Origin of the sequence: Kitasatospora sp. NPDC093102, assembly GCF_040683915.1 — a bacterium.
GTDB lineage: Bacteria > Actinomycetota > Actinomycetes > Streptomycetales > Streptomycetaceae > Kitasatospora.
Genome location: NZ_JBFBFA010000004.1, coordinates 302,819 through 326,474 on the forward strand (window position 1 = coordinate 302,819; position 23,656 = coordinate 326,474).

The window sequence follows — 23,656 nt, forward strand, 5'->3', positions numbered from 1 at the left end:
GTCGGAGAACGGGCAGGAGCCGGACACGGCACAGGCAGGGGGTGACCCCACGACCACCCCCTGCTCCGTACCTCGGCCCGGCGCCCCCACGGTCGAACCGGGCCTCGGCCGCGCCCAAGCACCGGGAGGACGCCGCCGGTTCCCAGCCTGCCGGACCGGGCGGCGACCGCCGAGGGGCCGAACGTCCCGTCCGCAGGGCCGAGCGGCCCTGGCGGTCCTACGGACGCGCACGACTCTTGTGCGCGGGGGGCCGCCTGGTGGACATTGGGGGCGTAACCTCCCTGCGTCCCCGCGCCCCTGAGGAGCACTCACCGTGTCCAGCACACCCCGTCCGGCCAGGCCCGCGTCGCTCCCGCGGCGCACCGGCCGATGGCTGCGGCGGGCCCTCGGTGCCCGGCACGAGCCGCTCGTCCGCCCGCTCGACCGCTCCCGGGCCCGCGCCTGGCTGTCCGCCGTGCTCGGCGCGGTGCTCGCCCTCGCCCTGTCCGTGGGCGGCAGCCTGCTCCTCTACCGCTCCACCGCGCCCCGGGCCGACGCCGACCGCGCCCGGCTGCGCCAGGTCGACGCCGTGGTCCGCAGCGTCCCGGACCGCGCCGCCGCCACCAGCAGCCGCTTCGCCGGCGGCTACAGCAACCACATCGACGCCGACGCCGACTGGACCGCCCCGGACGGCACCCGGCACCTCGGCACCGTCCAGGTCCCGCATTCGGCCGTCATCGGCAGCCGCATCCCCGTCTGGGTCGACCCGGCCGGCACCGTCTCCGATCCCCCGGCCAACCGCATGGCCCTCGCCGTCTCCGCCGCCTGCACCGGTGCGGGCGCCCTCCTCGTCCTCCTGGCCCTGCTCGCCCTCGTCCTGCGCCTGCGCCTCCACACCCTCGACCGTCGCGCCGAAACCGTCTGGACCGCCGACTGGGCCCGCCTCGAACCCCTCTGGAGCGGCCGCGCCGGCCACCGCCGCGAGGACTGACCGGGCCGGCATCCCGTCAGTCGCCGGTGACGCCCCAGAAGTAGAGGCCGTCAGGAGCGCCGTCCGGTCCGTAGGTGACCGTGCAGCATCCCGAGCCCCGGAAGGAGGGCGGGAAGTCGATGTCGCCCCCGCCCTGTTCCTCGGCGGCGCGGACGGTGTCCAGCGAAGGCCGGTCGGTGCCGAACAGCTCCGCGACCTCGGCCCCCTCCACCACCCGGACGTCGCCGTGGCCCTCCTCGTCGACGGCGCAGCGGACCACGGTGGCCACGTCGAGCACGGAGTGCGCGCCCTCCTCCTGGAGACGACCGGAGTCCATGAGCTCCGCGAGCGATTCGACCCCCTCCTCCCGGTCGTACTCGTCCTCCGTGAAGACCTTCTCCCTCAGCGCGTCCAGGGCGGCCTGGAGATCCTCCCGGTGGGGAACCGCGTACGACCAGGCACTGGCGCCCATACAACTCACCTGTCCTTCAGGACGACCCGCGGGCCGCGGGACTGCCGGGACGGTAGCGCACCGGCAGGACATCGGCTGGACCGCGCGCCGACGCGGGCCGACACGGGCCGACCGGCGACGGGCGACGGGGCGGCAGGAGGGCCCTCCGGACGGGCGGCGGCTCCGGGGCCGACGTGGCCCGGTCAGCGCGGGCGGGTCCAGGCCGGGGTGGGGGTGCGTTTGCCGGCCTGGTGGGTGAGGGCGGCGACGGCGAGGAGGAGGGCGAGGGCCAGGGCGAGGGCGACGGGGACGCCGACACGCAGGACGAGGAGGGCGCCGAGGAGGGCTCCGACGAACATCCAGACGACGGAGGCGAGGCGGCGGGGGCCGGCACGGTCGGCGATGAGAGCCGTGATGGTCCTGGTGAGCACGGTGGTGGTGAGGTCGGGGACCTTCAGGGCACGGACCACCGCGTTCTGACCGCCCATGGCGAGGCCGAGCAGCCCGATCAGGGTGTAGCGGGCCGGGTCGGAGGTGTGGCCGGCCACGGCCGCCAGCACGGTGGCCGCCGCGACCAGCGCCGACTGGACGGCGACGGCGGCGGTCAGCAGGTGCCCGCGGTGGCCGGGCAGCCGGCGGGCGAGGTGGCCGCCGGCCAGGGCGCCGAGCACGAAGGCGGCGAGAGCGGCCAGCGAGGCCGTGGCGGAGAGGCTGGCCGCGCCGGCCAGGGCGAAGCCGAGGAACACCACGTTGCCGGTCATGTTGGCGACGAAGACGTGGCCGAGTTCGAGGTAGCTGACCGCGTCCACCACTCCGGTGACCACGGTCAGCACCAGCAGCATCGGCACCAGCGGCCCGTGCTCGGGATCGGGGGTCGGCATCGGTCCTCCAGACGGTTCGGGTGACGGTTCGGGTGGGTGGCGGGCCTTCCGTTCCACTCGCTCAGGCGAGCGCCGGGTTGCCGGGCTCCTCCGGCTCGTCGTCCAGGTGCCAGTGCAGATCACGCACGCCGGGCTCCAGCGACAGCCGGGTGACGACCTGTTCGAGCGCCGGGGCGACCTGGCCGGTGATGGCGACGGTGGCCCGCAGGCTGGTGGCGTCGCCGCTGTCGGTGCGGCGGGCGCGCAGGCCGGTCGGGGCGAGCCCGGAGGCGGCGAGGGCCTGGAGCAGCAGGGCCCGGATGTGGGTCTCGGACTTGCGGTCGCACTCCAGGTGGACGGTGGCGCGGCTGGTGGAGTCCGGGTCGCTGCCGGAATGCGGGGCCCGGTCGAGCAGTCGGCCGGCCGGGCGCAGCACCAGGTGGACGGCGAGCACGGCGAGCGTGCCGAGGACGGCGAGCTCCAGCTTGCCGGAGGCGGCCAGCACTCCGACGGCGGCCGAACACCACAGCGTGGCCGCGGTGTTGAGGCCGCGCACGCCGGCGCCGTCGCGCAGGATGACGCCACCGCCGAGGAAGCCGATGCCGGAGACGACGTAGGAGGCGACCCGGGTGGGGCTGCCGACGTCGCCGACGGCCTCGCTGTACAGCACGAACAGGGTGGCGCCGGCGGCGACCAGGGCGTTGGTGCGAAGGCCCGCCATCCGGGCCCGCCACTGGCGTTCGACGCCGATCAGCGCGCCGCAGGCGACACCGGTGGCGAGCCGGACCAGGAAGTCGGCGGTGGTCAGGGTGTGCACGACGGCACCTCCTTCACGGGAGGAGGGTAGGGACGGTCGGCGAGCCGCCGCCCGCCGCCCGCCCGTACGGGCGGTGACACGCGGTCGGCGGTTCGGCGCGCGATCGGGACGACCTCGATGATGACCACCCCTGTCGCGCCCGGCGGGTAGGCGCGCAGGGCGGCCGCACCAGCCCTGCGGGCCGGCGCACGCGGACCTGACCCGCGCGCCGGGCGACACGCCTCGCGCCAGGGCCGGGTGCCGACCGCCCGGAGCCGTGAACCTTCCCGAGCACGGACCGGCCCCGAACGACCCGGGCCGGTTTCCCACCCGCATCCTCGACAGCTTTGTAGAAGTTCGGCCGAATCCGATCGCCCCCACCCGGGAACCGCCCCGCCCCGCGCTTCGTCCTCCGACATATACAGTTCACCGACATATGCAGTTGAGCAGCTCACGAGGGGGAAGTGTGTCCCACACCGATCCGAACCGGCCCGCGCCCGTCCTGCGCCTGGCCGACGTCACCCGCGTGCACGGGCGGGGCGCCGCCGAGGTGCACGCCCTGCGCGGCATCGACCTGGCCGTCCACCCCGGCGAGTTCGTCGCCGTCATGGGCCCGTCCGGCTCCGGGAAGTCCACCCTGCTGACCCTGGCCGGCGGGCTGGACCAGCCCACCGGCGGCGAGGTGCTGGTGGAGGGGGTCGCGCTCGGCGGCCTCGGCCGCGGCAGGCTCGCCGACCTGCGGCGGCGCTCGATCGGGTACGTCTTCCAGGACTACAACCTGATCCCCGCCCTCACCGCCGCCGAGAACATCGCCCTGCCGCGCGAACTGGACGGCGTCCCGGGACGCCGGGCCCGCCGGGAGGCGCTGACTGCGCTGGAGGAGCTGGGCATCGGCGAGCTCGCCGACCGCTTCCCCGACGACATGTCCGGCGGTCAGCAGCAGCGGGTCGCGATCGCCCGGGCGCTGATCGGCGAGCGCCGGCTGGTGCTCGCCGACGAACCCACCGGCGCCCTCGACTCGGCCACCGGCGAGGCGGTGCTCGCCGTGCTGCGTGCCCGCTGCGACGCCGGCGCCGCCGCGATGATGGTCACCCACGAGGCCGCCCACGCCAGTTGGGCGGACCGGGTGGTCCACCTGCGGGACGGCGCGGTCGCCTCGGAGGCCCCCGGTCGACGCTCCTCCGCCCGCCTCGCGGCGGTGCACCGGTCCGGCACGGTCGGCGAGGTGGCGCCATGAGGCTCGGAGCCTGGCGGGTCGCCCTGCGCATCGCCCGCCGCGACGCACTGCGCGCCAAGGGCCGCAGCACGCTGATCGCCGCCATGATCGCGCTGCCCGTCCTCGGCGTCACCGGCGCCGACGTGGTCCACCGCAGCGGGCAGCTGACCCCGGCCGAGCGGGTCGAGCGGGTGGTGGGCGGCGCGGACGCCCTGGTCACGTCGCTCGACCCGGGCCGGCTGGTCGAGCAGGCCCCGATCGCCGAGGACGGCGTCTTCTCCGTCCCGCCCCGCCCGGGGGAACAGCCGACGGCCGAACAGCAGAAGGGGGCGAGCACCGACCCGGCCGCCCTGATCGGTTCGCTGCTGCCGCCCGGCAGCGCGCTCACCCCGGCCCGGCCCGGGCCGGAGACCGGCGCGACCTCGCCCGAGGGCCTGGTCCGCACCCTCACCACCGAGGCCGACCTCGGTGACCCGATCTGGCGCGGCCGGCTCGACCTGGTCGAGGGACGCGCCCCGAGCGCCCCGCACGAAGTGGCCGTCACCCGGGCCTTCCTGGACCGCTCCGGGCTGGAGCCCGGCGCCACCACCACCGTCCAGGGTCTGGAGGGCACCACCTACACCATCACCGGCGTGGTCGAGCACCCGAGCGAGCTGGGCCGGGTCGAACTCGTCGCCCGGCCGGGCGAGTTGATCGACCCGCTGAGCACTGCGTCGGCCGTCGGCGGGCCCGCCGCGGAGAAGCCCTCGGCCACCCGGTCCGCCTGGCTGGTCCGGCTGCCGTCCGGGGCCGCCCTCGACTGGGCCACGGTCCAGCGGTTCAACGCCCACGGCTACACGCTGACCGCACGCTCGGTGGCGCTCGCCCCGCCGCCGGAGCAGGCCGTCCCCTACCACCGCGACTCGTACCGCTACAGCGGTCCGACGAGCGCCGACAACACCAGGGTGGTCGTCGCCACGGTCACCGGCATGGCACTGCTGGAGGTCGCCCTGCTCGCCGGGCCCGCCTTCGCGGTCGGCGCCCGCCGCTCGCGCCGTCAACTCGCCCTGCTCGGCGCGGCCGGCGGCAGCCGGACCCACGTCGGTGCGGTGGTGCTCGGCGGCGGCGTCGTCCTCGGCGCGACCGGGGCGGCGGTCGGCGTGGTGCTCGGCACCGCGGTGGTCGCCGTGCTGCGGCCGTGGATCGAGCAGATCGGCGGCGTGCGCTTCGGTCACTTCGCCGTGCCGGCGCTGGACCTGATCGCGATCGCCGGGATCGGCCTGGTCACCGCGCTGCTCGCGGCCGCGCTGCCGGCGTTGCAGGCCGCCCGTCGCAGTGTCACCGCCGGGCTGACCGGCCGGGACACCGTCCGCGGGCCCAGCCGCTGGGTCACCGTGTGCGGCGCGGCGCTGGTCGCCCTCGGCGCCGTGCTCGCGATGTACGGAGCGGGCGCGATCCAGCGCGACCAGCCGGGCGTAGGCGGCTACGACACCCGTACGCTCACCGTGCTCGGCGGTTCGGTGACCGCCGAACTCGGCCTGCTGCTGTGCACCCCGATGCTGGTCGCGTTGATCGGCCGGGCCGCCGGCCGGCTGCCGCTCGGGCCCCGGCTGGCGCTGCGGGACTCCGCCCGGCACCGCTCGCGCACCGCTCCGGCGGTGGCCGCGGTGATGGCCGCGGTGGCCGGTGCCGTCGCCATCGGCGTCTACACCACCAGCACGGACGCCGAGAACCGGCGCGACTACCGGCCCCAGGCCCCGTACGGCGCCGTCCAGCTCATCACCCACGTCGACGGCCCCCGGCTCGACGAGGAACGCGCCTCGCTGGAGAAGCAGCTGACCGGGCTGGGCCCGCGCGGCGACCTCGGCGAGGTGCTGTACCGCTTCTGCGAGAACTGCTCCAGCACCGTCGAGCTCAAGGGCCCGGTGCGGCGGCGCGGCCTCGTCGCCCCGCCGCACCTGGCCACCGGTGACGCGAGCGTACTGCACAACCTGTTCGCCGTTCACGACCCGGCTGCCGAACAGGCGCTGGCCGCCGGCAAGCTGCTGGTCTTCGACCGGGCCCTGGTGGGCGCCGACGGCAAGGCCGTGATGATGCTGCGCGGTGGCGGCGGCGCCCCGGTGCAGCCGGGCGAGGTGCCCAAGCCCGACGTTCAGGAGGTCCCGGTCGACGCGGTGCTGGTGGACAACCCTGCCGCCGCCGGCTTCGCCCAGGGCCTGGTGCTGCCCTCCGCGCTGCCCGGGCTCGGGCTCTCCTCCCGGCCGACCGGCTCGGTCTGGCTGCCCGCCACCCCGCCCGACCGCAAGGCGCAGCAGCGCGCCGCGGCGGCCACCGTCCAGCTGGACCGTTTCGCCAGCCTGGAGGTGGAGCGGGGGTACCAGCCGAAGAGCGACGCGCTCACCCTGGCGCTCACCGGCTTCGCCGGGCTGGTCGTGCTCGGCGCGGCCGGGATCGCCACCGGCCTGGCGGCCGCCGACTCCCGGCAGGACCAGGCCACCCTGGCCGCGGTCGGCGCGCCGCCGCGGATCCGGCGGAGCATGGCGGGCCTCCAGTGCACGCTGGTCGCCCTGCTGGGCGCGCTGCTCGGGGCGGTCAACGGGTTCGTTCCGGCGGTGGGGCTGCTGAAGTCCCGGGCGAGCGGGTTCGGGGCCAAGCCGGCGCTGGTCACCGCGCCCTGGGGCGAGCTGCTGCTGGTCGTGCTGGTGCTGCCGGTGGTCGCGGGGCTGCTCGCGGCGCTGTTCACCCGGTCCCGCATCCCGCTCGGGCGGCGGCTGTCCTGAGTCCTCACGGTCGGCGTCGGACACGGCATGAACAGTCGTCGTCGACCACCGGCTGACACCGCTTGGGCACCACCTGGGCACCACCTGGGCACCACCCGGGCTCCACCCGGGCTCCACCCGGACCGCGCCGGGCGTCCACCCCCTTCGTCCGGGGGCGGGCGCCCGGCGCTCGCCGTAGCATGGGCCGCGTTCCGGCCGGCGAAGGGCGCCGGTGGTCGGCTCGATGAGGGAGAAGAGGGCGGTGCTACGGGGGTTCGGCGATCTCGAGGCCGAGATCATGGACCGGTTCTGGTCCTGGGGCCGGCCCGCCACGGTGCGCGAGGTGGTGGACGACCTCCAGCAGGAGCGGGCGGTCGCGTACACCACCGTCACCACGGTCGCGGACATCCTGCACACCAAGGGCTGGCTGCGCCGCGACAAGGTCGGCCGCGCCTGGGTGTACGAGCCGACCTGCACCCGCGAGGAGTACACCGCCCGGCTGATGCACCAGGCGCTGGAGACCACCCCCGACCGGGCGGGCGCGCTGTTCCACTTCGTCGACCGGATCAGCGGGGACGAGGCCTCGGCCCTGCTCGCCGCGCTCGAACAGGTGAAGTCCCGGGGCCCTGAGTGACGCTCGCGCTGCTCTGCCTCCACCTTGCGGTGACCGGCGTCCTGCTGCCCCGGCGGCTGGCCGGCTCCGCCCGGCTCCAGGCCCGTCCGACGGCGGGCGCGGCGCTCTGGCTCGCGCTGATGGCCTCGTTCACGGTGGCCCTGCTGCTCACCGCGCACCACGCGCTGGAGCCCTTCGCCCACCGGCCGGCCGGGCTGCTCGGCCTGCTCCCGCACGCCGGGCCGACGGGGCCGGTGCTGCCGCACACCCACGACTGGTGGCTGCTCGCCGCCGGCGGGGCCCTGTCGGCCGCCCTGGTGACGGCCGTCGGCCTGCGCGCCGGACGGGCCCGGCGGCAGCACCGGGCGGTGCTGGACGTGGTCGCCGTACGGGACCGGCGCTGGGACGCGCTGGTGCTGGAGCACGCGCATCCGACCGTCTACTGCCTGCCCGGGCGCCGCTCCCGGGTGGTGCTGTCGCGCGGGGCGCTGCGGCTGCTGGACGAGCGGCAGCTCGCGGCGGCCGTCGCGCACGAGCACGGGCACATCCGCGGCCGCCACCACCTGTTCCGGCTGCCGGCCGACACCTTCGCGCTGCTGCTCGGGCCGCTGCCGCTGGCCCGGCTGGGGCGCTCCGAGGTGGCGCTGCTGCTGGAGATGGCGGCCGACGACGCGGCACTGGAGCAGGTCTCACGGGATGAACTGGCCTCCGCGCTCTGCGCGTTGGCGACCGGCGGCGCTCCTGCCCGGGAAGCCTCGACGGGCTTCGCCGCGCTGGGTGCGACGTCCACCGGGGTGCTCGCCCGGGTGCGGCGGCTGGCCCGGCCGGGGAGCGGACGTCGCCGGCCGACCTGGCGGCTCGGGGTGTCGGTCCTGCCGCTGCTCCCGTACCTGCTGGTCTGCGCGCCGCACCCCTGAAACACCCCCGGGGCCCGTCGGCGTGGGGGTGCCGACGGGCCCCGGGTGGGGGTCCGTGAGATTTGCCGGGACTTTGACCCGCGCGCTCGAACCCGCGCGCCCGGACCGGCGTTGCTACCTGGACTCATCGCAGTGCGCCGGGTTTCAGCCCGGTGGTGAAGCGATTCCGAGCCCTGTTCTGCGCTCAGCCCGGCATACCCTCCCGCACCGTGGACCTCGGCTTGGACGGACCGGCTCTGCTGCTCGGCACAACGACGGTGGCCCGCCCCCGCCGAAGCGGGAGCGGGCCACCGGAGGCGTGCGGTCAGGCCGGCCGGACGGCGCCCATGTAGGGCATCGCGGAGATCGGCAGGACCTCGATGTTCTTGCCCGTGCGCGGGGCGTGGATCATCTTGCCGTCGCCGATGTACAGGCCGACGTGGTGCAGGTCGTTGTAGAAGAAGACCAGGTCGCCGGGCTGGAGGTTGGCGCGGTCGACGTGCGGGCCGTCCTTCCACTGCTCCTCGGACGTCCGGGAGATCGTGACGCCCGCGGCACGGTAGGCCTGGCTGGTGAGGCCGGAGCAGTCGAAGCTGGCGGGGCCGTTCTTGCCCCAGCCGTACGGCTTGCCGAGCTGCGCCTGGGCGAACGCGATGATGGTGCCGGCCCGGCCGCTCGCCGACGGCACCGGGGCGTTCATGTCCGGGCGCTCGGCACCGCGGGAGGCACGGTCCTTGGCGGCCGCGGCGGCGGCCTGCTGGGCCTCGGCCTTGGCCTTCTCGGCGTTCTGCTGGGCGTTGATCTTGGCTCGGTCCTCGGCGCTGAGCTTGTTCAGCATCTCCTGGGCCTGGGCCAGCTTGGTCTGGATGTCCTTCTTCTGCTCCGCCAGCTGCGTGCCCACCGAGTCGAGCGCGGCGAGGGTGGCGGTGGCCTCGGCGCGGTCCTGGTCCAGCTTGCGCTGCTCGTCCTGGGCCTGCTTGAGCAGGCTCGCCTGGGAGTCGGAGACCTGGTTCTGCACCGCGGCGCGCTCCAGGTAGGCGGACGGGTCGGAGTCGAGCATCAGCTGGACCGACGGGTCTATGCCGTTGGTGCGGTACTGGTCGGCGGCGACCGCGCCGAGCCGGGTCCGCAGCTCGTTCATCGCCTCCTGCCCGCGGGCGACCTTCTCCTGGATCTGGCTGGCCTCGCCCTGGAGCTTCTGCTGCTTCGCCTGGAAGCCGTTGTACTTCTCGATCGCCTGCTCGGCGTCCTCGTTGAGCTGGTCGACCTGTTCCTTGACGGAGGCGAGGCTCGGGGTCGGTTCGGCGTGGGCGGTGCCGGAGGCGAGGACCGCGCCGCCGGCCGCCATGGCCGTGGTGAGGACCGCCATGCGGGCCCGGCTCGGGGGGCTGGGCTTGCGACGCTTTCCCATGGCGGTCGCTCTCCTTCGGGGGAATCTGCGGGACGGTCCGGACCGGGCCGGGGGACGGCTCGGCCGGGGCCGGGGACGGCGAAGGCGGGCAGGGCGAGCAACGGGGGGGTGCTGCCCCGCCCACCTTCTTCGAAGTAACTTAATAGATGAGGGGCCGGGTTCCGCAATCCCCCTGATCATGACGTTTTGGCAGCATGACGGGACATCGATCGCGTTCCGCGCCATCGGCGTTGATCGGACACCGCCCACCGCCGGCGACGGCCGGGACGCGCCCGCCCGGGCCCTCCGACCACCCGTCACGACACCTCCTCCGGCCCCGGGTGTCACCGCCCCGACGCCCGTGGCACTCCTCCTCCCGGGGAGTGCTCGAAATCGGCCGAATCGAGGGAAAGGTCACACGGGATCCCCCTCCTGCGGCCCTGCGAACGGGCGCTAACCTGCGCACATGAAGGTCCCGCCCGAAAGGCTCCCCCTCGCCGCCGAGTTCCCGGCCGCACACCGTGAGCAGTGGCAGCAGCTCGTCCAGGGTGTGCTGCGCAAGTCCGGTGCCCAGCCCGAGGACGGCCCCGCCGCCGAGCAGGCGCTCGCCACCCGGCTCCAGGACGGGCTGAGCGCCCGCCCGCTGTACACCGCCGAGGACACCGCCGCGGACCCGGGCTACCCGGGCTTCCCGCCGTTCGTGCGCGGTGGCCGGCCGCAGGGCTCCGCCGTGGCCGGGTGGGACGTCCGCCAGCGGCATGCCGACCCGGACCGCCGGCGCACCAACGAGGCCGTGCTGGCCGACCTGGAGCACGGCGTGAGCTCGCTGTGGCTGGAACTGGGCGGCGCGGGCCTGCCGGTGGAGGCCCTGCCTGAGGCACTGGCCGGGGTGTACCTGGACCTCGCCGCCGTGACGCTCGACGCCGGACCCGAATTCACCGACGCCGCCGAGCAGTTGTTCAAGCTCCACGAGGAGCGCGAGGTCTCCCCCGGCGCCGCCGCCGGCAACCTCGGCGCCGACCCGCTGGGCCTCCAGGCCCGAACCGGCGAGAGCACCCGCACCGAGGCGCTGCTCGCCGAGGCCACCGCGCTGGCCGCCCGCTGCGCCGCCGGGTACCCGGGCCTGCGGGCGCTCACCGTGGACGCCCTGCCGTACCACGAGGCCGGCGCCTCCCCCGCCCAGGAACTGGGCTGCTCGCTGGCCACCGGCGTCGCCTACCTGCGCGCTCTCACCGCCGCCGGGCTCCCGGTGGACGGCGCGCTCGGCCAGCTGGAGTTCCGCTACGCCGCGGACGCCGACCAGTTCCTCACCATCGCCAAGTTCCGTGCCGCGCGCCGCCTCTGGGCCCGGGTCGCGGAGGTTTCGGGGGCCGGTGCAGCCGCCTCGGCGCAGCGCCAGCACGCCGTCACCTCCCGGGTGATGATGACCGCCCGCGACCCGTGGGTGAACATGCTGCGCACCACGGTCGCCTGCCTGGCCGCCGGAGTCGGCGGCGCCGACGCCGTCACCGTGCTGCCCTTCGACAGCGCGCTCGGCCTGCCGGACGCCTTCGCCCGCCGGATCGCCCGCAACACCCAGGCGATCCTGCTGGAGGAGTCCCACCTGGCCCGGGTGATCGACCCGGCCGGCGGCTCCTGGTACGTCGAGCAGCTGAGCGAGGAACTGGCGCGGGCCGCCTGGGCCTGGTTCCAGGAGATCGAGCGGGCCGGCGGGCAGCAGGCCGCCCTGGCCTCCGGTCTCGTCGAGGAGCGGATCGCCGCGACCTGGGCGGAACGCTCGGTGAGGATCGCCAAGCGGCGCGAACCGGTCACCGGCGTCAGCGAGTTCCCGCACCTGGACGAGCAGCCGCTGGTCCGCGAGCCGGCCCCGGCCGCGCTCGGCGGCGGGCTGCCGCAGGTGCGCCGCGCCGAGGCCTACGAGGCGCTGCGGGACCGCTCGGACGCGTACCTCGCGGCGAACGGCGCCCGTCCGAGCCTCTTCCTCGCCTCGATCGGCACCGCCTCCGCGCACACCGCGCGCACCACCTTCGCCGCCAACCTGTTCCAGGCGGGCGGCATCGCGACGGTCCCGGCCGAGTCCGTCGACCCGGAGGCCTTCGCCGAGGCGTTCCGGGCCTCCGGCGCGACCGTCGCCTGCCTCTGCTCCAGCGACGCCCTGTACGCCGAGCACGCCTCGTCGGTCGCCGAGGCCCTGAAGGCGGCCGGAGCCCAGCGAGTGCTGCTGGCCGGGCGACTCGCCGAGGTACCCGACGGCGTGGACGAGTTCATCTTCGCGGGCGGCGACGCGGTCGCCGTCCTGACCTCCCTGCTGGACCAGATCGGAGCCGCTCGATGATCCCCGACTTCACCGGAATCGGGCTGGACGGCGGCGCCGCCGGCGTCACGGACAACGCAGGCGTCACCGACGACCAGTGGCAGGCCGCCTGGCGCCGGTCCACCGGCAAGGACGTCGACGAGCTGGTCTGGGACACCCCCGAGGGCATCGGCGTCAAGCCGCTGTACACCGGGGCCGACCTGGCCGGGCTGGACTTCCTGGAGACCTACCCGGGCATCGCCCCGTACCTGCGCGGGCCCTACCCGACCATGTACGTCAACCAGCCCTGGACCGTCCGCCAGTACGCGGGCTTCTCCACCGCCGAGGAGTCCAACGCCTTCTACCGCCGCAACCTCGCGGCCGGCCAGAAGGGCCTGTCGGTCGCCTTCGACCTGCCCACCCACCGCGGCTACGACAGCGACCACCCGCGTGTCACCGGCGACGTCGGCATGGCGGGCGTCGCCATCGACTCGATCTACGACATGCGCCAGCTGTTCGACGGCATCCCGCTGGACAGGATGTCCGTGTCGATGACCATGAACGGCGCCGTGCTGCCGGTCCTCGCGCTGTACATCGTCGCGGCCGAGGAGCAGGGCGTACCGCCGGAGAAGCTCGCCGGGACCATCCAGAACGACATCCTCAAGGAGTTCATGGTCCGCAACACCTACATCTACCCGCCGCAGCCGTCGATGCGGATCATCTCGGACATCTTCGCGTACACCTCGCAGAAGATGCCCCGGTACAACTCGATCTCCATCTCCGGCTACCACATCCAGGAGGCGGGTGCGACGGCCGACCTGGAGCTGGCCTACACCCTGGCCGACGGGGTGGAGTACCTGCGCGCGGGCCTGGACGTGGGGCTGGACGTGGACGCCTTCGCGCCGCGGCTGTCGTTCTTCTGGGCGATCGGCATGAACTTCTTCATGGAGGTCGCCAAGCTGCGCGCGGCCCGGCTGCTGTGGGCCAAGCTGGTCAAGCAGTTCGACCCGAAGAACCCCAAGTCCCTTTCGCTGCGCACCCATTCGCAGACCTCGGGCTGGTCGCTCACCGCCCAGGACGTGTTCAACAACGTCACCCGCACCTGCGTGGAGGCGATGGCGGCGACCCAGGGCCACACCCAGTCGCTGCACACCAACGCCCTGGACGAGGCGCTGGCCCTGCCCACCGACTTCTCCGCGCGGATCGCCCGCAACACCCAGCTGCTGCTCCAGCAGGAGTCGGGCACCTGCCGGGTCATCGACCCGTGGGGCGGCTCCGCGTACGTCGAGAAGCTGACCCACGACCTGGCCCGGCGCGCCTGGGAGCACATCCAGGAGGTCGAGGCGGCCGGCGGCATGGCCAAGGCGATCGACGCCGGCATCCCCAAGCTGCGTGTCGAGGAGGCCGCCGCCCGTACCCAGGCGCGGATCGACTCCGGCCGGCAGCCGGTGATCGGCGTCAACAAGTACCGGGTGGAGAACGACGAGCAGATCGACGTGCTCAAGGTCGACAACTCCTCGGTGCGCGCCCGCCAGGTCGAGAAGCTTCGCCGGCTGCGCGAGGAGCGCGACGAGGCTGCGTGCCGCGATGCGCTGCACGCCCTCACCCGGGCCGCCGAGGCCGGCCCGCAGCGCGGCGGCTCGCTGGACGGCAACCTGCTGCACCTGGCCGTCAACGCGGCCCGGGCCAAGGCCACCGTCGGCGAGATCTCGGACGCCCTGGAGAAGGTGTACGGCCGCCACTCCGGCCAGATCCGTACCATCTCCGGTGTGTACCGAGACGAAGCGGGCCCGTCGGCCTCCCTCCAGCGCACCCGCGACCTGGTCGAGCGGTTCGAGCAGGCCGAGGGCCGCCGTCCGCGCATCCTGGTCGCCAAGATGGGCCAGGACGGCCACGACCGCGGCCAGAAGGTGATCGCCACCGCCTTCGCCGACCTCGGCTTCACGGTGGACGTCGGCCCGCTGTTCCAGACCCCGGCCGAGGTCGCCCGCCAGGCCGTCGAGGCCGACGTGCACATCGTTGGTGTCTCGTCGCTGGCCGCCGGGCACCTCACGCTGGTGCCCGCGCTGCGCGCCGAACTCGCCGCGGCGGGGCGGGAGGACATCACCATCGTGGTCGGCGGCGTCATTCCGCCGCAGGACTTCGACGCCCTGTACGAGGCGGGCGCGGCGGCGGTCTTCCCGCCGGGGACGGTCATCCCGGACGCGGCGTACGACCTGCTGAAGTCCCTGGCGGCCGACCTCGGCCACGAGCTGTGATCGCCTGATCGTATGCCTCCGCGGACGATCGACCTCGACAGCTATGTGACGGGTGTGTTGGACGGCTCGCGCGCCTGGATCGCGCGCGCCGTCACCCTCGTCGAGTCCACCCGGCCCGACCACCGCGCGCTCGCGCAGCAGCTGCTCCAGCGGCTGCTGCCGCACGCGGGCGGGGCGGTCCGGGTGGGCATCACGGGGGTGCCCGGAGTGGGCAAGTCGACCTTCATCGACTCCTTCGGGACGATGCTGACGGGCCAGGGGCACCGGGTGGCGGTGCTCGCCGTCGACCCGACGTCCAGCCGGACGGGCGGCTCCATCCTGGGCGACAAGACCCGGATGGAGCGGCTGGCCGTCGACCCTGCCGCCTTCGTCCGGCCGTCGCCGACCTCGGGGACGCTGGGGGGCGTCGCCAAGGCCACCCGGGAGTCCATGGTGGTCATGGAGGCGGCGGGCTACGACGTGGTGCTCATCGAGACCGTGGGCGTCGGGCAGTCGGAGACGACGGTGGCCGGGATGGTGGACACCTTCCTGCTGCTCAGCCTCGCCCGGACCGGCGACCAGCTCCAGGGCATCAAGAAGGGCGTCCTGGAGCTCGCGGACGTCATCGCCGTCAACAAGGCCGACGGCCCGCACGAGACCGATGCTCGCGCTGCGGCCCGCGAACTCGCGGGTGCGCTACGACTGTTGCAGGCCCCGGACGCGGCGTGGACGCCACCGGTACTTACGTGCAGCGGCCGCGACGGCGCCGGCCTGGACGTGCTGTGGGAGCGGTTGCAGCAGCACCGCAAGGTCCTCGACGCCACCGGCGCCCTGGCCGCCAAGCGCCGCGAACAACAGGTCGAGTGGACCTGGGCCATGGTCCACGACCAGCTCTACGCGCGGCTGCACGAGAACCCCGAAGTGCAGCGGCTCACCCCGGAACTGGAGGCCCAGGTACGGGCCGGTACGCTGCCGGCGGGGCTGGCCGCGCAACGGATCCTGGACAGCTTCTTCGGTACCGCCTGAGGGAGTTGAGGGGCATCGCCACCATCGTCGAGGACGTCGCCGTCGAGGCCGACGCGGAGTCCGTGTGGGCCGCCGTCCGGGACGTGGGCGCCGTACACCGGCGCCTCATCCCCGGGTACGTCCTCGACACCCGGATCGAGGGCGACGTCCGGTACCTGACCATGCCGGGCGGGGCGGTGATCCGCGAACTGATCGTCAGCATCGATGATGACCTGCGCCGGCTGGCGTACTCGGCCGTCGAGGGCTTCAAGATCCCGCTGACGCATCATCACGCCTCGTTCCAGGTCCTCCCTGAGAGCCCGGGCCGCTGCCGCCTCCTCTGGACCACGGACGTGCTGCCGCACGAGCTGGCCGACCAGGTCCGCCTGCGGGTCAGCCGGGGCGCCCAGGTCATGAAGGAGACCCTGGAGGCCGGCTGACGGTCGTACGCGGCTACGCAGCGGGCAGGAGCCAGCTCGGCCCGCCGGGTTCGCCGATCCAAACCCGTTGGCTTTCGGGCGTCACGGTGATGCCGTACTGGTCGCGGCCCGGTCGGCCCTGGTCGTCCCAGACCGCGTGCGCCCGCTCCACCGTGTCCCACAGCCTTCGCGGCCCGGACTGCCGGGCCATGCCATCCTCTACGCGAGCCCAGGAACCGTCACCGGCCCACACCTGGCATGCCGTCACCTGTTGGTGTTGGTCGCACTCGGTGGACTGTCCCAGGCCCGGGAGAACAATCGACAGCAGGTGCCGAAACGAGTCGTCCCCGATGACGCCCGGGGGCACGCCGGTCGTCCGGTCGGCGGTGCCGGCCGGGGTACCGGGGTACGGAGGGATGCCGGTGGCACCCTCCTCGCGAACCGTCATGAAGTATGACCCGAAAGGCAGGAACCGGCCCGAGGCACCACCGCCCTCGCGTCCGGTCGGCCGTCACCCACGAGAAGTCGCACTCCCTCGTGAAGTGCGAGTACGTGTGGAAGAGGGCCGACGACTGGATCGAGTTCCCGCGGTCGACGGAAGGACCGGTCGTCAGGCGCGATGGCCAGGTGCTCGACGCCTGATCCGAGGAGGGCGCGGCAACGACCCTCCAGGGCCGGGCGGCCCGGTCCCGGATGCGCCGACGGGCATCTCGTGCGATCCGGAGCCCACCCCTTGCCGCGAGGCGGTCCGGGGCTCGGCAGCCCCTACCGCCGGCGGCCGTGACGACGGGCGAGCCGGGTCTCCGCCTTGAGGAGCAGGGGCATCAGGGCGTAGACGACGACTGGGACGACGAGGGCGGTCATGACCAGGGTGCGCAGCGCCAGTGGCACGTTGCCGAGGTACGGCCCGAGGAGGAGGAAGGCGGTGGTGATGGTCGGGTAGACGGCGAGCCAGGTGAGCAGGGCGCGGCGGTGGACGGACGGGGCGGCGGGGGCGCCTGCGGGTGCTGCTGCGGTGACGGTGTCGGTGGTCATGGCGCGGGTCCTCCCCTTGACGAGTGGCCGGAGCCCAAATCTCCAACCCTTCGGTTGGAGTTTGGCACGCGCGGGCGCAGATGTCCAACCGAAGGGTTGGAGTTTTGGGATATCGTTGGGCCATGGCCTGGGACACCGCACGCACGCAGCAACTCCTCCTCGACGCCGCGGTCGAGGAGTTCGCCGAGTCCGGCCCGGACGGGGCCCGGATCGCCCGGGTGGCGACCCGGGCGGGGGTGAACAAGGAGCGGATCTACCAGTACTTCGGCAACAAGGAGCAGCTCTTCTCCGCCGTGCTGACGTCCGAACTCGGCAAGCTGGCCGAGGCGGTGCCGCTCGCCCCGGCGGCGGGGCTGGACCTCGGCGACTACGCCGGGCGGGTCTTCGACTACCACTCGGCCAACCCGCACTTCTCCCGGCTGCTGGCCTGGGAAGGCCTGCAACGCGGCGCGGAGTCCGAGGAGTTGGCGGCCGGGCCGGAGCGCACCGCCCACTACCGCGAGAAGGTCGCCGCCGTCGCCGCCGCGCAGCGCAGCGGCGAGGCGGCCGGGGACGTGGATCCGGCGCGGCTGATGTTCGCGGTGATCGGCCTGGTGAACGCGTGGTTCACGCTGCCGCAGATGGTCCGCCTGCTGCTCGCCGGTCCGGCGGACCACGCGACGGACCGGGCGGCCCTGGTCACCCTGGTCCGTCGGCTGACGGCGCCCGCCGGCGGCTGAGCGGCCCTCTCGTTCAGCCGCGGCGGACGGTCTGGCGGGCGCGGCGGACGGTGCGGTGGAGGCGCTGGACGGCGATGAAGCGGTGCATGGCGTCGGCCAGGGTGAGGCGGTACTTGAGCCGGAGCTGGGCGTTGAGGTCGGCGGCCCGCTCGGGGCCGATGGCGTGCAGGAGGCGGCTGACATGCCGCTGGTAGACCTCCCAGTAGTTGCGGTCGCCGTCCGGGACGGTCCAGAAGAACATCGGGATCTCCTCGACCAGGCAGTTGCGGTCGTAGGCCCGCAGGTGCTCGGCGAAGACCGGCTCGGGGCGGGCGAGCAGCCACTCGCGGACGAGTTCCATCGAGCGGACGCGGTCGACCAGGCCGCGCGGGTCGGTCTTCTTCTGGGTGATGGAGAGGTTGCCGTCCTCGCGCACGCGCCAGTGGTAGATCGGCTCGGCGAGCACGTCGACCCGCTCGGCGAGGAAGTGGTGGGGCACGCTGACCGGGGCGTCCTCGTACAGGATGCCCTCGGGGTACAACAGGCCGGCCGCGTCGAAGAAGGAGCGCCGGTAGACCTTGTTCCAGGCGGTGCGGTCGGTGACCAGGGCGGGCAGTTCGCGGACGTGGGTGCGCAGCCGGGTCTCGCGGAACGGGCGGCGGTGGGCGTGCGAGGGGGTGAGGCCGGTGGTGCGCAGCCGCAGGGCGTTGCCGGCGGCGAAGTCGGAGCCGGTGTCGTCCAGGGTGCCGATCATCAGCTGGTAGGCGTGCGGCGGGAGGGTGTCGTCGCTGTCGACGAAGGCCAGGTACTCCGTGCCGGGGGTGAGGTGGCGCCAGCCGGTGTTGCGGGCGGCGCCGAGGCCCTTGTTCTCCTGCCGGATCAGCCGGAAGCGCTGGTCCTGTTCGGCGTACGCCTGGGCGATGGCCGGGCCGTCGTCGGTCGAGCCGTCGTCGACCATGACGCACTCGAAGTCCCCGAAGGTCTGCGCCGCGATCGAGTCCAGGCACTCCCGGAGGTAGCGCTCGACGTTGTAGACCGGGACGACGAGGGAGAGACGCGGGGCCATCGGGCGCCCTTTCGCTCAGGAGCGGACGGGCCGGGAGGCCGTTGCCGGCCGGTCACCGGCAGTGGTCCGAGCGAGCGTAGGGAGCGCACGCGACCGGCAGGCGAACGGTGGGTGGCGTCCGTCCTGCGGCGGGGTGCATCGGCTGTGTCCGGCGTCAACTCCCGTGACGGACAACCCCGATGGGGAAAGGGATGGGTCCCGGACCGCCCGACCGGCCCGGGACCCTGCGTCACGCGACGCGCATCAGCGGATCAGCTGATCAGGCGCTCTTGACGGCCGCGAAGCGGCTGGACACGTCCTGCCAGTTGACGACGTCCCACAGGCGGGTGACGTAGTCCGGGCGCACGTTGCGGTACTGGAGGTAGTAGGCGTGCTCCCACGCGTCGAAGGCCAGCAGCGGGGTGGTGTTCTGGCCGACGTTGCCGTGGTGGTCGTAGACCTGCTCGACGATCAGGCGCTGACCGAGCGGCTCCCAGGACAGGATGCCCCAGCCGGAGCCCTGCACGCCGGTGGTGGCGTTGGTGAGCTGCTTCTTGAACGCCTCGAAGCTGCCGAAGTGCTCGGTGATGGCGTCGGCCAGCTCACCCTCGGGGCGGTCGCCGCCCTCGGGCGAGAGGTTCTGCCAGAACAGCGAGTGCAGGACGTGGCCCGACAGGTGGAAGGCGAAGGTCTTCTGCAGGCCGACCAGGCCGCCGAACTGCTCCTTGTCGCGGGCCTCGGCCAGCTGGTCCAGGGTGTCGTTGGCGCCCTTGACGTACGCGGCGTGGTGCTTGGAGTGGTGCAGCTCCAGGATCTCGGCCGACATCGCCCGCTCCAGCGCGGAGTAGTCGTACGGCAGGTCGGGAAGCGTGTAGGTGCCCATCAGGACACGGCCCCTTTCGGCGGGTTGAACGGTGGTGATCGTGCCGGGACAACACTATTGCGTATCAGTTGCAAGAACGAAGCATGGGCTCCTGCTTATTCCTCACGCCCCGTCGGGCACAATGGTCACCGTTCCGTGTAATGACCGACGAGGTGAGTGGCTGTGACAGGGTCGCCGGTGGTGCTGGGCATCGAGTCCTCCTGCGACGAGACCGGCGTGGGCCTGGTGCGCGACGGCGTGCTGCTCGGCCAGGCGGTGGCCTCGTCGATGGACGAGCACGCCCGCTACGGCGGGGTGGTGCCCGAGATCGCCGCGCGGGCGCACCTGCACGCCATGGCGCCGGCGGTCCGGGAGGCCCTGGACCGGGCCGGGCTCACCCTGGAGGACGTCGGCGCGGTCGCGGTGACCACCGGTCCAGGGCTGGCCGGGGCGCTACAGGTGGGCGTGGCCGCCGCCAAGGGGTACGCCTTCTCGCTCGGCGTCCCGCTGTACGGCGTGCACCACCTCGCCGGGCACGTCGCCGCCGCCACCCTGGACGGCGGGCCGCTGCCCGACCCCTGCGTGGTGCTCATCGTCTCCGGCGGCCACACCTCGCTGCTGCTGGTGCGTGACCTGGCCCGCGACCCGATCGTCCACCTCGGCGACACCCTGGACGACGCGGCCGGCGAGTGCTTCGACAAGGTCGCCCGGATCCTGGGGCTCCCCTACCCGGGCGGCCCGGCGATCGACCGCGCCGCCCGTGACGGCGACCCGACGGCCGTCCGGCTGCCCCGGCCGCTGACCGGGCCGCAGGACGACCCGTACGCGTTCTCCTTCTCCGGCCTGAAGACCGCCGCCGCCCGCTGGGTCGAGGCGCGGCGCGAGCCGCACGTGCCGGACGCGGCAGCCGCACTGCAGGAGGCGATCGCGGACGTGCTGACCCGCAAGGCGGTGCGGGCCTGCGTCGACCACGGGATCGGCACCCTGGTGGTGGTCGGCGGGGTCGCGGCCAACTCCCGGGTGCGGGCGCTGGCCGAGCAGCGGTGCGCGGGGGCCGGGATCGCGCTGCGGGTGCCGCCGCTGCGGCTGTGCACCGACAACGGCGCGATGGTGGCGGCGGTCGGTGACCTGCTGGTCCGCGCGGGCGCGGAGCCGGCCCCGGCCGACCTGTCGGTGGATCCGTCGGCGCCACTGGAGTTCGCGGCACTCACCCCCCGGCCGCTCGTGCGGACCTGACGCCACATGCGGTTCCGAGGCTCATGCGGACCTGACGCCCCTACGGTTCCGGGACCCATACGGGCCTGACACGCGTGCGGACCTGACAACGTTTCGGTCTCGCCGACCGGCAATCCGTTCCCGGGCCTTCCCCCCGCGTTCCCCTGTGTGCCATTTTACATGTCACACAGCAAGGCCCGTGCGCCCCACGCCGCGCGGCCGCCCCCACCCCAACGGCCCCGGAGGCCCCCACAGATGCGTCCCTCCCGGATAGCGAAGGACAGCGCGCGCAGGCTCCCTGCACTCGGCGCCGCCCTCTTCCTCGCCCTCGGCCTGTTCGCGCCGCAGGCGAGCGCCGCCGACACTGCCGCCGCGTCGGCCGGCAAGGCGACCGCGCCGGCCGGCAAGCCCGCCGCGCCACGCACGATCCCCGTGCCCAAGTCCCCCGACACCCCCAAGGACGCCCGCCCGCTCGTCTCGGACCCGCAGGCCAAGGCCACCGCCCCGACGGCGGGCAGCACCGTCGGTGCCGCCAAGTCGGCGCGGGCGCTCACGGCCGCCTGCGACGTCTCCGCCTTCACCGGCAAGTCCGGTGCCGCGCTGGTCCAGCAGGTCAAGGCCGCCGGGCTCGACTGCGTCAACTCCCTGTTCCAGCTCACCGGCAACGATGCCAAGGGCGCCTTCAACGAGGCCCAGATGGTCACCGTCGCCAACGCCCTGCGCGACGCCTCCGCCACCTACCCCGGTGACAACTCCACCTCGGCCGGGCAGCTGGTGCTCTTCCTGCGCGCCGGCTACTACGTCCAGTGGTACAACGCGGACACCGTGGGCCCGTACGGCGACAGCCTCAAGACCGCCATCCGCGGTGCACTGGACGCCTTCTACGCCGCCCCGCGCACCAGGGACATCAGCGACGCCAACGGCGCCACCCTCGCCGAGGCCGTCACCCTGATCGACAGCGCCCAGGAGAACGCCCGCTACACCGGCGTCGTCAAGCGGCTGCTGAACGACTACACCGGCAACTGGCCCGCCGCGATGACCACCGCCGTGGCCAACACCGAGACGGTCATCGAGCGCGGCTTCGACCTGCCGGAGTTCGTCACCGCCCTCCAGGCCGACCCCACCTTCGCCACCACCGTGTCGTCCTTCGTCACCCGCAACAGCAGCCTGATCAACGGCGGCGACCTGGTGACCAAGATCGGCATCCAGCTCGGCAACCTGGTCGCCAGCGACGCTCTGCGCCCCCAGGGCCGGCCGATCCTCAAGGACCTGATCAACCGTTACCCGCTGGTCGGCAACACCGGTCCGCTCACCATGAACCTGCTGTGGTTCACGGAGAAGAAGGACGAGGGCAACTGTTCCCTCTACGGCACCTGTGACGTGCCGGCCAAGCTCGTCCCGCTGGTGCTCACCGTCGACCACACCTGCAACGCCAACCTGCGCATCCGCGCCCAGGACATGACCGCGCAGCAGCTCGCCGACACCTGCACCAGCCTGATCAACCAGGACGCGTTCTTCCACAAGATCGTCAAGGACAGCGGTCCGGTCGCCAACGACAACAACACCAACCTCGAGGTCGTCGTCTTCGACGACTACTACAACTACAGCCTGTACGCCTGGGAGATGTACAAGATCGAGGTCGACAACGGCGGCATGTACGAGGAGGGCAACCCGGCCACGGTCGGCAACCAGGCCCGCTTCATCGCCCACGAGGCCTCCTGGCTGCGCCCCGAGTTCCAGATCTGGAACCTCAACCACGAGTACACCCACTACCTCGACGGCCGCTACGACATGTACGGCGACTTCGAGGCCGGCATGACCACCCCGACGATCTGGTGGGTCGAGGGCCTCGCCGAGTACGTCTCCTACAGCTACCGCGGCGCCCACTACGACGACGCGATCGCCCAGGCCGGCAAGGGCACCTACGCCCTGAGCACCCTGTTCGACACCACCTACGAGAACTCGAACTCCACCCGGACCTACAACTGGGGCTACCTGGCCGTCCGCTACATGCTCCAGTCGCACCCGGACGACGTCAACGCGGTGCTCGCCAAGTACCGTACGGGCGACTGGAACGGCGCCCGCACCATCCTGAAGACCACCATCGGCACCAAGTACGACGCCGACTTCGCCACCTGGCTGAAGGCCTGCGCCGCCGACAACTGCGGCTCGCTGCCCACCGAGCAGCCCAAGGCCCCGCTCTGCACCTCCGCCGACACCCGGCAGTACGACAAGAACTGCCGCCGGGACAACGTCGCCGCCACCACCGGGAACTACAGCTACAACTTCCTGTACCTGCCCGCCGGTGTGAAGCAGCTGACCGTCACCACCAGCGGCGGCACCGGCAACGCCGACCTGTACTACAACGGCGGCGCCTGGGCCACCACCGGCTCGTACCTGGCCAAGTCCACCACCAGCGGCAACGGTGAGACCCTCACCATCAACAACCCGCCGTCCGGCTGGGTGTACTTCAGCCTCTACGCGCAGCAGGGCTTCGGTGGCGTGACCGTCACCACGACCTACAACTGATCACATCACCTGCAACTGACCGACCGCGCCGTACCCGTCGTACGCGCAGAAGGGCCCCGCGGCTTCGCGGGGCCCTTTCGCGTTCCCGTTCCGGGCCCCCACCGCGGATTTCCATGAGTTATAACGATTCGACCACCGAATAGGCCGTTAACGCGGCAAAGAGATCGCACAATTCTCTGCCGATGGGGTGTCCGAGCGACGAGCCTTCGGTTAGGGTCCATGACAGATCAACTCGTTCGGCCCCCGGCGACGGAATGCCGGACACCCCTGACGGCCCGGGTGCGGCATTCTCGCCGCTCCCGAAAACCCCCGGAACGGAGAGTAGTCATGAAGATGATCAAGGCGCTCGTCAAGAAGTTCAAGAAGGACGAGGACCTCGCGAACCACGCGTGGGTGCTGCACGTCATCT

At 73.2% G+C, this 23,656-nt stretch carries 20 protein-coding genes and 1 pseudogene; 13 read left to right on the forward strand and 8 right to left on the reverse strand.

The annotated features are described in order from the left end of the window. Positions 1 to 313: 313 nt before the first annotated feature. Positions 314 to 970, forward strand: coding sequence for a hypothetical protein (locus tag AB0O11_RS09025; protein ID WP_363383455.1), 657 nt, complete (start codon positions 314 to 316; stop codon positions 968 to 970). Between the two features lie 16 nt (positions 971 to 986). Here the strand turns inward: AB0O11_RS09025 and AB0O11_RS09030 are convergent, their stop codons facing one another. The 3 genes from AB0O11_RS09030 to AB0O11_RS09040 form a co-directional block, all read right to left on the reverse strand. Beyond that, positions 987 to 1,421, reverse strand: coding sequence for a hypothetical protein (locus AB0O11_RS09030; RefSeq protein WP_363383456.1), 435 nt, complete (start codon positions 1,419 to 1,421; stop codon positions 987 to 989). A 182-nt stretch (positions 1,422 to 1,603) separates the two neighbouring features. Continuing rightward, positions 1,604 to 2,281, reverse strand: coding sequence for a YoaK family protein (locus tag AB0O11_RS09035; RefSeq protein ID WP_363383458.1), 678 nt, complete (start codon positions 2,279 to 2,281; stop codon positions 1,604 to 1,606). Between the two features lie 61 nt (positions 2,282 to 2,342). Further along, positions 2,343 to 3,077 carry an MgtC/SapB family protein gene (locus AB0O11_RS09040; protein ID WP_363383460.1) on the reverse strand — a complete coding sequence of 245 codons (735 nt, stop codon included), beginning with the start codon at positions 3,075 to 3,077 and terminating at the stop codon, positions 2,343 to 2,345. 415 nt (positions 3,078 to 3,492) lie between these two features. Here AB0O11_RS09040 and AB0O11_RS09045 point away from each other — a divergent pair, with 415 nt between their 5' ends. The 4 genes from AB0O11_RS09045 to AB0O11_RS09060 all read left to right on the forward strand — a co-directional run bounded on the left by AB0O11_RS09045 (position 3,493) and on the right by AB0O11_RS09060 (position 8,540). Further along, positions 3,493 to 4,293, forward strand: coding sequence for an ABC transporter ATP-binding protein (locus AB0O11_RS09045; RefSeq protein WP_363383462.1), 801 nt, complete (start codon positions 3,493 to 3,495; stop codon positions 4,291 to 4,293). Then, positions 4,290 to 7,031, forward strand: coding sequence for an FtsX-like permease family protein (locus tag AB0O11_RS09050; RefSeq protein ID WP_363383464.1), 2,742 nt, complete (start codon positions 4,290 to 4,292; stop codon positions 7,029 to 7,031). The genes AB0O11_RS09045 and AB0O11_RS09050 overlap by 4 nt, the downstream gene beginning before the upstream one ends. Before the next feature lie 223 nt (positions 7,032 to 7,254). After that, positions 7,255 to 7,644 (forward strand): BlaI/MecI/CopY family transcriptional regulator, encoded by a 390-nt coding sequence (locus AB0O11_RS09055; protein WP_363383466.1) that lies wholly within the window; start codon positions 7,255 to 7,257, stop codon positions 7,642 to 7,644. After that, positions 7,641 to 8,540, forward strand: a complete 900-nt coding sequence (locus tag AB0O11_RS09060) for a M56 family metallopeptidase (protein WP_363383468.1) — start codon at positions 7,641 to 7,643, stop codon at positions 8,538 to 8,540. The genes AB0O11_RS09055 and AB0O11_RS09060 overlap by 4 nt, the downstream gene beginning before the upstream one ends. A 304-nt stretch (positions 8,541 to 8,844) precedes the next feature. Here AB0O11_RS09060 and AB0O11_RS09065 read toward each other — a convergent pair whose 3' ends face one another. Beyond that, on the reverse strand, positions 8,845 to 9,930 hold the full coding sequence (locus AB0O11_RS09065) for an NlpC/P60 family protein (RefSeq protein ID WP_363383470.1): 1,086 nt from the start codon (positions 9,928 to 9,930) through the stop codon (positions 8,845 to 8,847). 445 nt (positions 9,931 to 10,375) lie between these two features. Here AB0O11_RS09065 and AB0O11_RS09070 point away from each other — a divergent pair, with 445 nt between their 5' ends. From AB0O11_RS09070 to AB0O11_RS09085, 4 genes are read left to right on the forward strand one after another with little or no spacing between them, the layout of a single operon-like run. Continuing rightward, complete coding sequence (locus AB0O11_RS09070) at positions 10,376 to 12,244, forward strand: methylmalonyl-CoA mutase family protein (protein WP_363383472.1); 1,869 nt, start codon at positions 10,376 to 10,378, stop codon at positions 12,242 to 12,244. Further along, positions 12,241 to 14,460, forward strand: a complete 2,220-nt coding sequence (gene scpA / locus AB0O11_RS09075) for a methylmalonyl-CoA mutase (protein ID WP_363383474.1) — start codon at positions 12,241 to 12,243, stop codon at positions 14,458 to 14,460. Before AB0O11_RS09070 ends, scpA begins: the two co-directional genes overlap by 4 nt. Before the next feature lie 12 nt (positions 14,461 to 14,472). Next, positions 14,473 to 15,465, forward strand: coding sequence for a methylmalonyl Co-A mutase-associated GTPase MeaB (gene meaB, locus AB0O11_RS09080; RefSeq protein WP_363383476.1), 993 nt, complete (start codon positions 14,473 to 14,475; stop codon positions 15,463 to 15,465). 5 nt (positions 15,466 to 15,470) lie between these two features. Beyond that, complete coding sequence (locus AB0O11_RS09085; RefSeq protein ID WP_363383478.1) at positions 15,471 to 15,884, forward strand: SRPBCC family protein; 414 nt, start codon at positions 15,471 to 15,473, stop codon at positions 15,882 to 15,884. Positions 15,885 to 15,897: 13 nt separating this feature from the next. Here the strand turns inward: AB0O11_RS09085 and AB0O11_RS09090 are convergent, their stop codons facing one another. Next, positions 15,898 to 16,074, reverse strand: a complete 177-nt coding sequence (locus AB0O11_RS09090; RefSeq protein WP_363383480.1) for a hypothetical protein — start codon at positions 16,072 to 16,074, stop codon at positions 15,898 to 15,900. Positions 16,075 to 16,361: 287 nt separating this feature from the next. Between AB0O11_RS09090 and AB0O11_RS09095 the strand changes: the two are divergent. Then, positions 16,362 to 16,505, forward strand: a pseudogene (locus AB0O11_RS09095) (phosphoribosyltransferase); the annotation flags it as partial. A gap of 123 nt (positions 16,506 to 16,628) precedes the next feature. Here the strand turns inward: AB0O11_RS09095 and AB0O11_RS09100 are convergent. Beyond that, the gene (locus AB0O11_RS09100) at positions 16,629 to 16,898 is read right to left on the reverse strand and encodes a hypothetical protein (RefSeq protein ID WP_363383482.1); all 270 of its coding nucleotides are present in this window, start codon (positions 16,896 to 16,898) and stop codon (positions 16,629 to 16,631) included. 122 nt (positions 16,899 to 17,020) lie between these two features. Here AB0O11_RS09100 and AB0O11_RS09105 point away from each other — a divergent pair, with 122 nt between their 5' ends. Beyond that, positions 17,021 to 17,617: a TetR family transcriptional regulator gene (locus AB0O11_RS09105; protein ID WP_363383484.1), complete on the forward strand. Its 597-nt coding sequence runs from the start codon at positions 17,021 to 17,023 to the stop codon at positions 17,615 to 17,617. 13 nt (positions 17,618 to 17,630) lie between these two features. On the opposite strand, the gene AB0O11_RS09110 is transcribed toward AB0O11_RS09105, so the two are convergent. Together AB0O11_RS09110 and AB0O11_RS09115 are read right to left on the reverse strand one after the other, a co-directional pair. Continuing rightward, the gene (locus tag AB0O11_RS09110; RefSeq protein ID WP_363383486.1) at positions 17,631 to 18,662 is read right to left on the reverse strand and encodes a glycosyltransferase family 2 protein; all 1,032 of its coding nucleotides are present in this window, start codon (positions 18,660 to 18,662) and stop codon (positions 17,631 to 17,633) included. Between the two features lie 259 nt (positions 18,663 to 18,921). Continuing rightward, positions 18,922 to 19,524 (reverse strand): superoxide dismutase, encoded by a 603-nt coding sequence (locus AB0O11_RS09115; protein ID WP_363383488.1) that lies wholly within the window; start codon positions 19,522 to 19,524, stop codon positions 18,922 to 18,924. A 162-nt stretch (positions 19,525 to 19,686) separates the two neighbouring features. Here AB0O11_RS09115 and tsaD point away from each other — a divergent pair, with 162 nt between their 5' ends. Beyond that, positions 19,687 to 20,739 carry a tRNA (adenosine(37)-N6)-threonylcarbamoyltransferase complex transferase subunit TsaD gene (gene tsaD / locus AB0O11_RS09120; RefSeq protein ID WP_363383490.1) on the forward strand — a complete coding sequence of 351 codons (1,053 nt, stop codon included), beginning with the start codon at positions 19,687 to 19,689 and terminating at the stop codon, positions 20,737 to 20,739. 234 nt (positions 20,740 to 20,973) lie between these two features. Beyond that, positions 20,974 to 23,247 carry a M9 family metallopeptidase gene (locus tag AB0O11_RS09125; RefSeq protein WP_363383492.1) on the forward strand — a complete coding sequence of 758 codons (2,274 nt, stop codon included), beginning with the start codon at positions 20,974 to 20,976 and terminating at the stop codon, positions 23,245 to 23,247. Positions 23,248 to 23,656: the final 409 nt, after the last annotated feature.